The organism is Chromohalobacter sp., from assembly GCF_039830575.1.
Classification (GTDB): Bacteria; Pseudomonadota; Gammaproteobacteria; order Pseudomonadales; family Halomonadaceae; genus Chromohalobacter; species Chromohalobacter israelensis.
Map to the genome: position 1 here is coordinate 144,427 of NZ_JBDOOX010000002.1, position 13,187 is coordinate 157,613.

The following is a 13,187-nucleotide window of genomic DNA, read 5'->3' on the forward strand; positions in this document are numbered from 1 at the left end:
TTACAAAATTCTGGGGTCCTGCGTCGCCGATGATCCGGGGCCGAGCGGCGCGTCGTAGAGATAAGGCGTCGTCGAAATGAGGCAGATGGTGCTTGTCTGGAGGCGCCGGCGGGGCCGGCGGAAAAAAGGCAGGCGTCATACAAACCGGAGAAGCCGCCATGCTACCATCCGGCTTCACACGACATCACCGACCCGCTTCCCCTATGACCGACGTGCCGCTTGTTTCCGTTATCATTCCCATGCATGGGCGATCCCACTTCATCGAAGCGGCACTGCGCAGCGTCATCGCCCAGACGCATCCCCGGGTCGAGACGATACTGGTCGACGACAACGGAGAAGGCTCCGCCAACCAGTTGGCGACGCACGAGCAGATCGCGCCCTTCCTGGGGCCCAACGTCTGCTACTGGGCGAACCCCACCAATGTCGGCGTCTCCGCGACGCGCAACAGAGGCGTTGAACTGGCCCGGGGCGAGTACGTCACCTTTCTGGACGATGACGATCTGTATTACGAGCACAAGGTCGCTCATCAGTTGCAGCACATGCTGGACCACAAGCTGGATATCAGCATCTGCTCCTTCGACCGGTTCGACACGGACGGCGAGACGCAACCGGCGAGTGCCATCCAGCCCCCCCTGACATGCGCCCAGGATGTGCTCTTCGGCGATCCCTCCCCGCATGCACCCACCATCATGATCGAGCGGGCATTCTTCCAGCGCATAGGCGGCTTCAACGAATCGCTGGCCTACCGGGAAGACCTCATGCTGGTGACACGGGCACTCAGTCACGGCGCCGCCATCGGCTCGATACCGCAGCCCCTCTTCAATTATCGGGTACACCCTGGCTTCCGGCTCTCCAAGAAGCGGTTCGCGTGCGACGAGATCGACCGCATCTACGCGATCATCGACGAGGAAGAAGCCGAACTTCGGCGCCAGTTGCGCCCGGCGGAGCGGGAACGGTTGTTGTCGGCACGCCGCTACAAGCGACTCGACGCCCTATTCAAGAACGGTTGCCGCATCCCCTTCCCGCTGCTCGCCGATACCCTGAAACACGCCCTGAAAACCGGGGACCGCAAGCGGCTGTTGCGGAGCATGTCGAAATACGTGCGTGCGGCCCTGGGGCGTAACAAGCACACGACGCCGTGTGTCTAGTCCTGAAATAGGTTGACACTTATTTCGCGTTTAAAGCGCCCGGTGCACGGCATCGGGCGTTTTGTATGTCAGGGCCAGGTGAGGCCGGTCCCGGTTATAGATCTCGACCGATTCGTTGACCATCGTGCGTGCTTGATCCAAGTCCTGAGGGCGCGTGAGCAGGAACTCCGTCTTCAGAATACCGTTCACCCGTTCTGCCAAGGCATTCTGGTAGCAGTCATAGCCATCGGTCATCGAGCACTGGATACCGTGACGCGCGTGCAGTCGCTGGTAGCGATCACAGCAATACTGGATGCCGCGGTCTGAATGATGAATCAGCGGTTGCTGATCCGGCCGCTGGCGTAACGCCTTGCGCAAGGCTTGCTCCACGTCTTCGCTACGCAAGCTCTCATGCACATGATGGCCTACGATCTTGCGCGAGTAAGCGTCAGTGATCAGGCTCACGTAGCTCATGCCCGAGCGGGTCGGCAGGTAAGTGATGTCCGCCACCCAGACTTGGTTGGGGCGACTGGCCACCACTTGGTGCGCGCCAGGCTTGAGCAGGTTGGGGTGGCGCCGGAACCGATGATGACTGTGGGTGGTCTTGTGGTAAGCCCGGCGACGTGGCACCAGCAGCCGGTGGGTGCGCAGTAGCTGGAACAGACCATCACGCCCCAGGTGCAGGCTCACGTCAGCCTGCTCGTGCAACAGATAATGGAGCTTGCGCACACCGAGCCGGGGCTGGCAAAGGCGAATCTTACGGACAAAGTCGATCACTCGCTGATCCCGGTCAGCGCGCTTTTGCATCGCCCGCTCCGCCTGATACCAAGCCTGGCGGCTGATACCCAGAAAGCGGCATGCCCTGCTGATGGTCAATCCGGTAACGCGTTCCTGCGTGAGGACTTGCCGGACCGCTTTTTTACCAAAACCCCGTGATCCTTCTCCATCACATCGACAACAGCTTCGAAGAATTGGGCTTTCTGCTCAGCCAGCCGCAGCTTCTCCTCAAGCTCCTTGATGCGTTGCTCCGGGGTCGGAGGTGACGTCGGCATGACGGGGCTCCTGGTAGGACGCTCTGTGGCGCCGGGGCTCCAGTCCTGATGACCGTAGCGACGTAGCCACTGTAGTACCGTCGATCGTCCCTGGATACCATAGCGGGCCTGAGCCTGCTTATAAGTCAGTTCGCCGCTTTCCACCTGGTCTACCACTGTCTGCTTAAAGGCCAGGGTGTAATCGCGCTGGGTGCGTTTAACTCGTTGGTTCATCACATTCTCCCAAAGTGAGAAGGGAAACGTGTCAACTCTATTCAGGACGGGTCAGTGAAATGAAAAAAGCCCCGAACCGGGGCTTTTTCGATCATGACCTGTTGGGGCTCATGGCGACTCATTGCGCCCTATACAAAGCTCATAGCAGTGCCTCGTAGCGCTCGGCGATGGCGCGCGGCGAGAAGCTCCGATAATGGCTCGGGTCGATACGTGGGGGGGCCGCGACGGCACTGGCGATCTTCTCGGCCAGGGCAGCTTCGTCGTCGCAGGCCACCAGATAGTTCGCCAGCTCTCCCGTCAGGATATCCCGCGGCCCCGAGGGACAATCGGTGCTCACCACCGGCGTACCGCAGATCAGCGACTCTGCGATCACGCGACCGAAGCCCTCGTAGTCGGAGGCCAGTACCAGCAGGTCGGCGTGACGAATGTACGGATAGGGGTTGGCCTTCTGACCGAGGAACACCACGCGCGACTCGAGCCCCAGCTCACGGACCAGCGCCTGGGCGTTTTCCAGCTCACCCTCGCCGACGAAGACCAGCTTCTGCGCGATGCCGCTCGCCTTGTAGGCGCGCAGCAGGCGGTCATAGCGCTTCTGCCGCAGCCCCAGGCGCCCCACGCTGACGATATAATCGCTTACCTCGACGTCCTGATGCATGCGACGCTCGATGTCGTCCGCATCGATGATGTTGTGAATCACCTCGCCATGGGCCGGCGTCGCCCCGTAGGCATCCAGCGATGCCAGGATGCCGTGGGAAATGGCGATGACCCGCCGGCCGCCGTACAGCCTGCGGATCTTGCGTATCGCCCTGGCCCGCGAGCCACGCTTGCCCAGCAAGGCTTCCGTAGGGTCGGTGCGAATGCACAGCCACGCCCGCGCCGCCAGCGAGGACTCGGTGACGACCCGGTGCGCGTAATACAGGTTCGCGATGACGACATCGTACGTTCTCGCCTCGTCGTGCAACCAGGCATCGAGTTTCTCGGCGTGCAAGCGAAAGCGCCGCAGCTTTTGCCAGGCATTCGCGTACTGGAAGGGAAGCGTCTTGACCGTCACGCCTTCGGGTATGTCATGCCATACCTTGTCGCTGAGCACGGCGATGGTGACCTCATGGCCGCGTTCCGCCAGCGCCCTGGCCAGGTTCAGGATGGAGATCGGTGCGCCGCCGCCACCCAGGTGGTCGGACACGAATAGAAAGGTCCCCTTGCGTTCAACCGTCAACCGCTCGCTCCATCTTCATTCAACCCCTTTTCGTTCGATCCCTTGGCCATATGGCACCGCCACCGGTCAGCGCCCTTCAATGCGCCGTCTGCGGCGTCATGACATGCGCGTCATCATACACGAGGCCTTCCGTCGACTCTTCCTTGAACCGCTGCAGGCCGGGCTCCTGCTTGTTGCTGATCCCCATGAAGTGCAGGAAGTATGCATCCTCCAACAGCAGCTTCTCCGCCTTGTTGCGACGCAGCTTGTTCAAGAACGGCACGCGCCACCACGCCCAGGTGTTGTGATAGGAGATCACATCGACGGCATCCGCCCGGCACACGAACTTGCGCGCAGTCTCCTTCACCTTCGGCGAGCGATAAAGGAAGTCCGCGTGCGTGAACCGCGCCTTGCCGGGGTTGCGGTACGGCACGAGAAAGCTGTTGAAATAGACGACGCCCTTCTTCTGCAAACGCGCATCGATGGCCGCGCTATCCGCGATCAGCAACTCGTCGATATCGAAATTGAACAGCACACCGTGTTTAGCGAAACGGTGCAGGCAGTGATTGAGCGCTCCAACCTGGGCGAACATGTTCACCGTCTTGCGAGACGGGCCGAAGGGGAAGTTCCAGCGAATGACATGGGCCTTGCCCGCCAGGGCCTGCTCAAGTTCGACGACGTTGTCGCTTCCGTTGTCGTAGATGTAGACATCCTCGACGCCGTAGCGGCTTTTGTAGAAGTCGACCCAGTACACTATCCACTCGATATCGTTGTTCTTCGAGATGGCAGCCAGCACGCGCTTGCGCTTCGGCAGCTCAAGGGCCGTCAGCTTGAACGTCGGCGTGAAATCCGGAAACGCGAACTCGACATCGTACTCGTCGCTCTCGGGGATGGGCGCCTTCAGGATCGACAGCTTGTACTCGCCGTACTCGTGGAATTGAAACGGGGTGGCGGTGCCATTGACCCGAAGCACGAGCCGCTGCAAATAGCTTTCCAGGTTCAGTGCCGGCGGCCCCACGGCCACCAGGCAACCGGCCTGCTTGTCGACGAACACGTCGTAAAAGACGGTCCTGGCATCGAAAAAGGGCTTCTCGTCCTCTTCCAGGCTACTGCGAGGGCTCGAGAGCCGTTCCAGGGCCAGGCCCTCGGGGAGGGTTATCGTATTGATCTGCATGTTTCGACTCGATATTCAGTAACCGGGAGTGTCATCCACTCGCTCGCCAAGCTAAGAAACCGTTGTTTCCGGAATACAATCGGCGAGGTTCTTCTTCACCATCGCCAGGGCATGCTTGCCACGCGCGCCCTGGGTCACGCGCTCCCACCACTGCCGATGCACGGCCTTGACCGCCACGGGCACGCTCGGCAGGCCCAGATGCTGCGCCATGGCCAGGCGATGCAGGCCGCGATTGATCTTGATCAGCGTGCCCTCGCGGCTGACGGCGACGCCCAGCATGTCCTTGCCCCGGGTGGAATCGAACCCGCGCACGGCCATGTCGTCCATGAAACTCAGGTAGACGCGCAGGAAGGTCAGAATGCGGGCCTCGCTATCCAGCAGGATGCCTTGCTGATGCGACTTCCAGGGCTTGCCGGCCTTCAGGCGGGTCATATACGTGGCAAAGGCATCGGATTGGGTGAGATCGTCTCGGTGGGCCGCGAGATCCGCGATGAAAAGCGCACGGGATCTCACGCGTAGATCACCGCGTAGCAAATCCCATTCGCCATCCCAGATGAAGGCCGAGGATGTGGGCCGCAGTTTATGCGGGTACCCCTTCCAGTTGGTGCCGCAAATCAACCGGCACGGGTCGACGTGCAGCACCAGCCCCTGCCCGAGCTGCCATTCCACGGCACGCCGTGGCAGCCCGATACGTTCCACCCAGGCCGAGCCTGGCAACTCATGACGCCACAATTGCATGAGCCCACGTTCGACCGGCACGCCGAGCAGACGTTCCAGCCCCTCGCGCCCCAGCTTTTCCAGCCTGGCACGCTGCACGGGCCAGTACATGCGAGGGTCTTCCAAGGGCGCGAAGGCTGGGTCGCCGGCAGGGGCCTTGGGCAAGCGCCATTCTTTACGTCGGCCAAAGATCACACCCGCTGCCCTTGCATCCGCCACATGTCATGCTTGTTTTGCTTCACGCCCCTTGATGTCGGCTCAGGGACGTTTCCCGCTGGCATTGGTCCCATGCGTTCACCTCGTTCAGCAACATGCCGGTTAAATAATTAGCATGGTATCAATTAACGCCTGAGAAACGTAGTACTAACGTCTTACACGCTCATGAAGAAAACGCCGACCTCCTTTCGGGTTTGTGCATGAAACGTGCGGCCACCGTCTCGGGCTTGAAGTCATCCAGCCACGACTCCTGCACCGGCGGCGGCTCTCCCTCCAATGCGGCTTGCAGGCCGCGCGCCAGACTTTCCTCGTCATGGGGAACGACACTGCCCTCGAGCCCGCCCTTGAGGATGCTGCGAATGCCGCCGGGGCAATCCACGCACAACACCGGCGTATCGCAGGCCAACGCCTCGAACAGCACGATGCCCATGCCCTCGAAGCGTGAGCTGAGCACGAACAGCCGCGCATGATGCATCCATGGGTACGGGTTCTGCCGCTGCCCCGCGAAGATCACCCGCTCGGCGATACCCAGCTCCCCCGCCAGCGCCTCCAGGCGTTCGCGCTCCCGGCCGTCCCCGACCAGAACCAGCGGCAAGGTCACGCCCGAGCGCGCATAGGCACGCAGCAGCAAGGCGTGATCCTTGGCGGGCACCATGCGTGCCACGTTGACGATATACGGCCCCGCCGGCAGATCCGGCTCGGGCGCTTGCATCGCCTCGCGTATTCCCGGAATCGGGCATGGGTTGGCAATGACCCGCAAGCTGCCGGGCATGAACCGCCAATGAGGCATCGCCTTTTTGACGCTTTCCGCCACGCCCTGGGAGACCGCTACCAATTCCCGCCCCTGGTACAGGCAGCGCGCGAACAAGCGCCGACGCCAGCAAGGTCCCCTCGGGTGGAAAATGTTTTCCAGTACGTAGCAGGCCCGCTCATCGCGAAACGTCCACACGAGCTCGAAGGTGCCGATCCCTCTAAAGACGATGCGATCCACCCGACCGTAGCGACGCTCAAAACGCTTGAGCCACAGGCGGAACACCACGCCGCCCATCAACCCCGTGCCCAGGAACAACGCCCGCTTGAGAAGGGGGTTCAGCAACCAGCGCGCCACTAACTCCGCGAGCAGTCCGACAACGGTCAGCCGGGCCCAGCGGCTCAACGCCAGCTGATGCTGCCGCACCCGGCTGTGGGAAGAGGTCAACGGATCATCCACACGGCGGAGCGCCACCAGATGGCTCTCGTGCCCCGCCTCGGCAAAGGCGTCGGCCAGGTTGATCGCCACCCGTTCCATGCCCCCCATCTTCAGGGAGCGCACGACTACCAGCGTGCGCATCAGGACTCCAATGAGATGGCGTTAATGGAGCCAGCGCCGGGGGTCGAGGACATGACGAAACGATAAAAGATGAGCATCAATTGCACTCCGAAATAATGCCTAGCCTATGAGCGCGCCAACCGGCGGCGACGCCGAATCTTGGGCTGTTTCAATAACATACGAATACGCCTACCCCACGGCAATGTCGACCTCAACGCGGACTTTTCGATAGGCCAGGGGGTAAGCGTCGAGTAAACGATAAAGTCATCCTGAAAGGGATGAACGCAGCGTGCATGCCATGGCTTCACCGCCCCGATGAAATGCACGATGCGAGGGTACCGAATGGCGGCCTTCAGGGCCGGCAGATACTCGGTCAGGTGGGCGTACCGCTTCTCCACGGCCGAATAGGCGGTGGGCTGAAAATTCCATTCCGGCTCAAGCCGGTACCACTTGCCTTCCAGCACCTCGTTCAAGGCATCCTGGTCCGGATAACGAGCCGCCTCACTCACTTGCAGATATTCCAGCGCCCTTTCTGCGACGCTCTCGCGACGCCAGGCCTGCAGGTCCACCAGCATCATACCTGAATTGAAGTAGTTATCGGGATCTCGCCGGGTATGCTTGCTGGAGGGGTTGCAAAGATCCATGGCTGCCGCGACGACGTGGCCTTCCAGCGGCAATTCCCACAAGCTCTCGAGATCACCGAGCACCAACACGTCGCAATCCAGATAGATGATACGCTCGCAATCCTCTGGCAGGTAGCGGTGCATCAACAAGGGCAGCAAGGACGCGATCCCGAAACGGCCAGCCGGGAGCCCATGGAGCGCCTGCACATCGACGTCGATGATATGCAGGGCAGCACCGCTATTGCTCACCATCTCCCGCAAGCGTTTTGCAGTGTCGTCTTCCAGACCCGGAGTAAGCACGTAAAAACGCAGCCGCTCGGGGTGGGAAGCGTTGGCAATGGCCGATGCCATGACCACGGCACCGAAGCGCGCATAGCCCTCATCGGCACACAGCACCACGTTCATGTCGACACCACCTCTTTCTCATCGCGCTCACCGAACAGGTAGTAAGACATGCCTACGCCGCCGACGATGATGTAGAAGTACATGCCGGAATTGAAAATCAGGTATGACTCGAACATGTTGATGATGAAAAAGAACGCCCAGGCCGATAATAGCCCCACGCCCCAATAACGATGATCGGAGCGAAGCAGTCGAGCGGTTCCCTTGAGGATCATCCAGGTGAGAGCCGCCAACGCCAACATCCCCAAGGCACCGTACGCCAGCAGGATTTCCAGGTAGGAGTTATGGAAATGCCCAAAGCGATGCTTTACCGATTCCGGGAAAGGGCCTTCATCGATCAATGGCTTGCGGCTTTCCGCCCCCCATCCCGTCAAGGGGCGCTCGGCTATCTTGTCCACTGCATATAGCCAAGTATGGAGGCGAATACCGACGCTATTGTACTGGATATCTTCGACATCGCCCACTTCGAGCGCTTGGAAGGTTGCTTGCGAGGCTTGTAGCCGCTTCTCGAAGGCCGGCGCCAGCGCATAGCCAACCATCGCCAATATACCAGCCACGACGATACCGGCTCCTACGCCCTTGGCGCTCAACACTTTGTAATGGCGTTGCTTGCACAGATAAAACAATCCCGCGAGCAGCAAGCCAGCCGACACAATCGCCATAGCCAACCAGACCGCGCGTGTCTGGGTCACGGCGACGCCCACTAAACCGAGCATCGCCAAGCACAATGCCAGCCCCCACTCGATGCCTCGAACGGGGCGCTGTAAGCACCGAGCAAGCCAACTGCCACCCACGATCACTACGAGGCCCATGAAGAAGGCGGTGTGTTGGGCGTTCGTATAGCCGAAATCCACCCGGCGCCCAGACAGGGCCCTCAACCACTCGGCAGTGGTGGAATGAAGTGGCAAGGATACGAGGAAGCCCACCAGCAAGACACCCAGCAGATACCTGGTGGCCCGCTTGGAACCCCGCAGCCACCAGGCCACCGCGATGCATAAGAACAGCTTGCTGAAGTGTCGGGCGGCCTTTACCTGCTCGTCGGCAAAGTCCGGGAAGCGCTCTACTGCAAAGAAATACACGCCGACCTGCAACACGATGAACGACAGCAGCAGTAGAAAGACCCGGTGCCGTTTGATCGACGGCTCCGGTTCCATGCACCAAGCGATCACGAAGCAAAGAATGAAGACAGACTCACCCGCCCGGGAGAGGTCAAAATTGATCAACCAGAAGAAGGCATAGATGGATAAGGCCACCCAACCAACCGCTCGATTCACCTTCCGCCAGTCGGCCCGTGGCATCCACCTGCGACTATCCATCCAACGACTCACCTCTACGTCAAGTTCCACCTGGTTTATACGCTACAGCGAAGAGCGGCCATGCCAGTCTGTTCAAAGGCGCAAAAGAGTACCAGATGCCGCATACCCGGGAAAATTCATAAAACCGCACATCCGCCAACCACGCCTGGAATCCAATTCACAGAAGCCCAGACACAGCGACGCCCGACCCTGTGATGGACCGGGCGCCTCATTCAAGCCCCAATGATGGAACTGGGTCATACGACAAAAGAGCCAACTGGTCAGCTTGCAGATAGCGCCAGAAGGCCTTGCTAGTGCTTGGCCGTCCCCGTCGGTACCGAAATACTCGACGCCCCTGCCGACGTCTTGGGCAACAGGTCGACCATATCACCACTGTGCGCGAAACCGTTGACTCCCCGTTTCAGCAATCTGCATGCTCGCTGGCTGTCGAGAGTACACTCCGCATCCTGCAGTTCTCCAAGCAACGCGATCAATTCCTGATGCGGCAGGGTTTCCTCCTGGGCGCGGAGAATCTTGGGGTGCTTGGTGCCAATCACGTTGTCACCGATCAGCAGCTCTTCGTACAGCTTCTCGCCTGAGCGCAGCCCCGTGTAGACGATCTCGATGTCGCCATCGGGGTTTTCTTCATCTTTCAGCTCCAGCCCGCTCAGTTGGATCATGCGACGCGCCAGGTCGATGATCTTCACCGACTCGCCCATGTCCAGCACGAACACATCGCCGCCCTCGGCCATGGAGCCCGCCTGAATCACGAGCAGCGCCGCTTCGGGAATGGTCATGAAAAAGCGGGTGATCTCGGGGTGGGTCACGGTAATCGGCCCACCCTGGGCAATCTGGCGCCGAAACAGCGGCACTACCGAACCACTGGAGCCCAGCACGTTGCCAAAGCGTACCATCGAGAAAATGGTGCGATGCCCATCCTTCAGGGCATAGCGCGTCGCCAGGTCTTGCAGCACCAATTCCGCCATGCGCTTGGTCGCCCCCATCACATTGGTGGGGCGCACCGCCTTGTCGGTGGAGATCAACACGCAGCGCTCCACGCCCAGCAAGGCAGCACTTTCCGCGACCACGCGCGAACCATGCACGTTGTTGCGCACACCTTCCAGCACGTTGTTCTCGACAATGGGCACATGCTTGTAGGCCGCTGCGTGGTAAAGCGTTTGCACACCGTAGTGGCGAATCGCCACTTCCACGCGATTGCGATCGCACACGCTACCCAGCAGCGGCACGATAGGAAAGCTCTCGCCCATCTCCAGGCGCATGGCTTCCAGCTCCTGGTTGATGGCGTACAGCCCGAACTCGCTCACCTCGAACAGGATCAACGCCTGGGGGCTACCGCGAACCACCTGACGACACATCTCGCTACCGATGGAGCCCCCGGCGCCCGTCACCATGACCACCTTGTCACGAATGCTGGCATCCACCAGCTCGAGCTGTGGCGGAACCGGGTCACGTCCCAACAAATCTTCCAGCTCCACCTCGCGCAGTTGATCGACGCTCGCCAAACCGGAAACGATCTCCGGCATGGAAGGTACCGTTTGTACCCGCACCGCAACATCGCCGAGTTTGTCCAGCGCCTGCTTACGCTGCGCCTTAGTGGCGCTGGGCATGGCCAACAGCACACGCTTGATGCCGAGTTCCTCCGCCACCGTCTCGAATCGGGCAGGATTGTGCACTTTCACACCCTTGATGGTGCAATTCCAGAGAGCCGGGTCATCGTCCATGAAGGCCGCCGTGTAGAACTCTCGACTATTGGCCAGTGCGAGGGTCAACTGCGCGCCGGCCCCCCCGGCCCCATAGATAGCTACTGGCTCCTTCTGGGTATAGTGCTTAAGCAGCCATTGGTAATAGCTGCGTACCAACAACCGGGTACCGCCCACGTATACCAGGGTCACCAGGGCAAAGTTCACCGGTACCGAACGGGGGAATGTCTGCCAGCGATAGAAAAACGCCGAGGCCCACATCAATAGCGCCAGGAGTAGCGCCCCCTTGACCACGGCCCATAGCGCCTGAGGGCCCATGAAGCGCACCACGGCGCGGTAAAGCCCCAAGCGGGCAAAAATGAACACGCCAACGGGTGGCACGACGAGGAACAGCCACCAAAAGGGTTCTATGTAGCGCGCCGGCCACCATTCGGCAAAACGCAACGCATAGGCGGACCAGAGGGCCAATGGCAATACCACGAGGTCCGCTGTCACCATGATCAAGCGCTTCTTGGCACGGCTCAAACCCGCAATTGATTGGTGCATTCGTCTTTGGCCCATCATCTCATCCTTCTCTGTCAGGCACGTCCTGCCCTGTTCTCCACTCATACAAGAGAGCCAATGGGCAGTGATGTGGCTGCCGGCTTCCTGGCCGGCACGACGTTAGTTTCACCATAACGCTTAATGCACGAGTCCGCCCATCAGATGACCGCTTTCAGTATCTGGGTGACCAGTTCCTGCTGGCTGTGGCTCGTGCTATCCACGGTGATTTCAGCATTCGACGGGGCCTCGTAAGGACTGTTGATCCCCGTGAAATCCTTGATCTTGCCTTGGCGAGCCTTCTCGTAAAGTCCCTTGGGATCACGCTGCTCGCAGATCGCCAGCGGTGTGTCGACGTGCACCTCGATGAAGTCGCCCTCTGCGAACAGTTCGCGTGCGGCCGCCCGGTCGGAACGAAACGGCGAAATGAAGGCGGTAATCACGATGATGCCGGCATCGGCGAACAGCTTGGCGATCTCCCCCACCCGGCGGATGTTCTCGGTGCGGTCGGCTTCGCTCATGGCGAGGTCTTTGCACAGCCCGTGGCGAATGTTGTCGCCGTCCAGCAGCATGGTGTGGTAGCCACGCCGGTTGAGCTCGACTTCCAGTGCGTTGGCCAGGGTAGATTTCCCCGAGCCGGAAAGCCCGGTGAACCAGATGCACTTGCCGGCATGCCCCTTGATATGCGCGCGCATCTCGGGCGTCACGCTGGAGCGGTTCCACACCACCTCGGCTTTGCTGTCGTGGGTGCGGTATTCATAGGGCGGCTCGCTTTCCAGCATGCGATGCACCATGCCCGCACCCACGGTCACGTTGGTCATGCGGTCGATGACGATGAAGCTGCCGGTGCCCGGGCTCACGCGGTAGTCGTCCACCGGCAGCGTGCCCGCCACCTCGACGCGGCAGCGGCCGATGGCGTTGAGCGCCAGCCGTTCGGCGGCGTGGTGCTCGAGCGTGTTGACGTCGGTCTGGTAGTCGATCCGCGTGATCTTGCCCGCCAGGTCCCGCGTGGCGAGCTTGAGGTCGTACAGCCGGCCGGGCTCCAGCGCGGTGTCGTGCATCCACACGATGTCCGCCTCGAAGGCGTCGGCCAGCGGTACCTCGGCGTCCTCGGCGACCAGCCAGTCCCCCCGCGAGATGTCGATCTCGTCGTCGAGCGTGACGGTGATCGCCTGCCCCGGATAGGCCTCCTCGAGGTCGCCGTCGAAGGTGACGATGCGAGCCACCGTGGAGGCCTTGCCCGAGGGCAGCACCTTGACGCGCTGGCCGGGCCGCAGGATGCCGGCCTCGAGCGTGCCGCAGTAGCCGCGGAAGTCCAGATGCGGGCGGTTGACGTACTGCACCGGCAGCCGCAGGTCCGTGAGGTTCTTGTCGTGCGTGACCTCGACGGTCTCCAGCAGATGGAGCAGCGCCGGGCCCTCGTACCAGCTCATGGCCTCGCTCTTGTTGACGACGTTGTCGCCTTCCAGCGCGGACAGCGGCACGAAGTGGATGTCCCGGGCGTTGAGCTTGGCGGCGAATTCGCGGTACTCGGCGACGATCTCGTCGAAGCGCGCCTGGGAGTAGTCGACCAGGTCCATCTTGTTGACCGCGATCACCAGGT

Annotated in this window: 9 protein-coding genes and 1 pseudogene; 1 reads left to right on the forward strand and 9 read right to left on the reverse strand. The window is 61.0% G+C overall.

Features of this window, described 5'->3' with window-relative positions; genetic code table 11:
* Positions 1 to 203 precede the first annotated feature (203 nt).
* The gene (locus ABGX75_RS00950; protein WP_347411440.1) at positions 204 to 1,148 is read left to right on the forward strand and encodes a glycosyltransferase family A protein; all 945 of its coding nucleotides are present in this window, start codon (positions 204 to 206) and stop codon (positions 1,146 to 1,148) included.
* Here ABGX75_RS00950 and ABGX75_RS00955 read toward each other — a convergent pair.
* From ABGX75_RS00955 to cysC, 9 genes and pseudogenes are all read right to left on the reverse strand, one after another.
* Positions 1,145 to 2,392, reverse strand: a pseudogene (locus ABGX75_RS00955) (IS3 family transposase). The gene ABGX75_RS00950 and the pseudogene ABGX75_RS00955 sit on opposite strands and share 4 nt — an antisense overlap.
* Before the next feature lie 139 nt (positions 2,393 to 2,531).
* Complete coding sequence (locus tag ABGX75_RS00960; RefSeq protein WP_347411158.1) at positions 2,532 to 3,608, reverse strand: glycosyltransferase; 1,077 nt, start codon at positions 3,606 to 3,608, stop codon at positions 2,532 to 2,534.
* A gap of 76 nt (positions 3,609 to 3,684) precedes the next feature.
* The gene (locus ABGX75_RS00965) at positions 3,685 to 4,761 is read right to left on the reverse strand and encodes a glycosyltransferase family 92 protein (protein WP_347411157.1); all 1,077 of its coding nucleotides are present in this window, start codon (positions 4,759 to 4,761) and stop codon (positions 3,685 to 3,687) included.
* 51 nt (positions 4,762 to 4,812) lie between these two features.
* Complete coding sequence (locus ABGX75_RS00970; RefSeq protein WP_347411156.1) at positions 4,813 to 5,589, reverse strand: hypothetical protein; 777 nt, start codon at positions 5,587 to 5,589, stop codon at positions 4,813 to 4,815.
* 268 nt (positions 5,590 to 5,857) lie between these two features.
* A complete protein-coding gene (locus ABGX75_RS00975; protein WP_347411155.1) occupies positions 5,858 to 7,024 on the reverse strand; it encodes a glycosyltransferase in 1,167 nt (388 codons plus the stop codon).
* Between the two features lie 104 nt (positions 7,025 to 7,128).
* Positions 7,129 to 8,031: a glycosyltransferase family 8 protein gene (locus ABGX75_RS00980; RefSeq protein ID WP_347411154.1), complete on the reverse strand. Its 903-nt coding sequence runs from the start codon at positions 8,029 to 8,031 to the stop codon at positions 7,129 to 7,131.
* Positions 8,028 to 9,326 (reverse strand): O-antigen ligase family protein, encoded by a 1,299-nt coding sequence (locus ABGX75_RS00985; RefSeq protein WP_347411153.1) that lies wholly within the window; start codon positions 9,324 to 9,326, stop codon positions 8,028 to 8,030. The genes ABGX75_RS00980 and ABGX75_RS00985 overlap by 4 nt, the downstream gene beginning before the upstream one ends.
* A 308-nt stretch (positions 9,327 to 9,634) precedes the next feature.
* Positions 9,635 to 11,542, reverse strand: a complete 1,908-nt coding sequence (locus tag ABGX75_RS00990; RefSeq protein ID WP_347411152.1) for a nucleoside-diphosphate sugar epimerase/dehydratase — start codon at positions 11,540 to 11,542, stop codon at positions 9,635 to 9,637.
* 203 nt (positions 11,543 to 11,745) lie between these two features.
* A partial coding sequence (gene cysC, locus ABGX75_RS00995) for an adenylyl-sulfate kinase (protein WP_347411441.1) occupies positions 11,746 to 13,187 on the reverse strand: 1,442 nt, incomplete at its 5' end.

What these genes read in the sequence shown, in the direction of transcription:
- ABGX75_RS00985 (WP_347411153.1), bottom strand. Translation starts at nt 9,326, where the DNA reads ATGCCACGGGCCGACTGGCGGAAGGTGAATCGAGCGGTTGGTTGGGTG.
- ABGX75_RS00975 (WP_347411155.1), bottom strand. Translation starts at nt 7,024, where the DNA reads ATGCGCACGCTGGTAGTCGTGCGCTCCCTGAAGATGGGGGGCATGGAA.
- ABGX75_RS00965 (WP_347411157.1), bottom strand. Translation starts at nt 4,761, where the DNA reads ATGCAGATCAATACGATAACCCTCCCCGAGGGCCTGGCCCTGGAACGG.
- ABGX75_RS00950 (WP_347411440.1), top strand. Translation starts at nt 204, where the DNA reads ATGACCGACGTGCCGCTTGTTTCCGTTATCATTCCCATGCATGGGCGA.
- ABGX75_RS00990 (WP_347411152.1), bottom strand. Translation starts at nt 11,542, where the DNA reads ATGGTGACAGCGGACCTCGTGGTATTGCCATTGGCCCTCTGGTCCGCC.
- ABGX75_RS00980 (WP_347411154.1), bottom strand. Translation starts at nt 8,031, where the DNA reads ATGAACGTGGTGCTGTGTGCCGATGAGGGCTATGCGCGCTTCGGTGCC.
- ABGX75_RS00970 (WP_347411156.1), bottom strand. Translation starts at nt 5,589, where the DNA reads ATGTACTGGCCCGTGCAGCGTGCCAGGCTGGAAAAGCTGGGGCGCGAG.